Here is a 967-nt window from a genome sequence, read left to right on the forward strand (position 1 = left end):
CACAAGTGGTAGAGGAGCGTTCTGTAAGCCGTTGAAGGTTGTCCGGGAGGATGGCTGGAGGTATCAGAAGTGCGAATGCTGACATGAGTAACGACAAGGGGAGTGAAAAACTTCCCCGCCGAAAGACCAAGGGTTCCTATCCCATGCTAATCAGGGTAGGGTAAGTCGGCCCCTAAGGCGAGGCTGAAGAGCGTAGTCGATGGGAAACGGATTAATATTTCCGTACCGGCAATACTGCGATGGGGGGACGGAGAAGGCTAGGCAGGCGCGGCGTTGGTAGTCCGCGTGAAAGTGCGTAGGCAGAGAGACTAGGAAAATCCGGTTTCTTAATGCTGAGACACGAGACGAGACTCTACGGAGTCGAAGCTGTTGATGCCCTGCTTCCAGGAAAAGCCTCTAAGCTTCAGGTATTGACGACCGTACCCGAAACCGACACAGGTGGTCAGGTAGAGCATACCAAGGCGCTTGAGAGAACTCTGCTGAAGGAACTAGGCAAAATAGTACCGTAACTTCGGGAGAAGGTACGCTCTTGCGTGTGAAGGACTTGCTCCGTAAGCACACGAGAGTCGCAGTGACCAGCTGGCTGCAACTGTTTATTAAAAACACAGCACTCTGCAAACACGAAAGTGGACGTATAGGGTGTGACGCCTGCCCGGTGCCGGAAGGTTAATTGATGGGGTTAGCGCAAGCGAAGCTCTTGATCGAAGCCCCGGTAAACGGCGGCCGTAACTATAACGGTCCTAAGGTAGCGAAATTCCTTGTCGGGTAAGTTCCGACCTGCACGAATGGCGTAATGATGGCCAGGCTGTCTCCAGCAGAGACTCAGTGAAATTGAAATTGCGGTGAAGATGCCGTATACCCGCGGCTAGACGGAAAGACCCCGTGAACCTTTACTATAGCTTGGCACTGAACATTGACCCTACATGTGTAGGATAGGTGGGAGGCTTTGAAGCGGGGACGCCAGTTC

The 967-nt window shown here is 53.1% G+C and carries 1 rRNA gene; it reads left to right on the forward strand.

The features are described 5' to 3' along the window. Window positions 1–967, forward strand: a 23S ribosomal RNA gene (locus QWF21_RS18035); the annotation flags it as partial.

Source organism: Alkalimonas mucilaginosa, assembly GCF_036327005.1.
GTDB classification, from domain to species: domain Bacteria; phylum Pseudomonadota; class Gammaproteobacteria; order Enterobacterales; family Alteromonadaceae; genus Alkalimonas; species Alkalimonas mucilaginosa.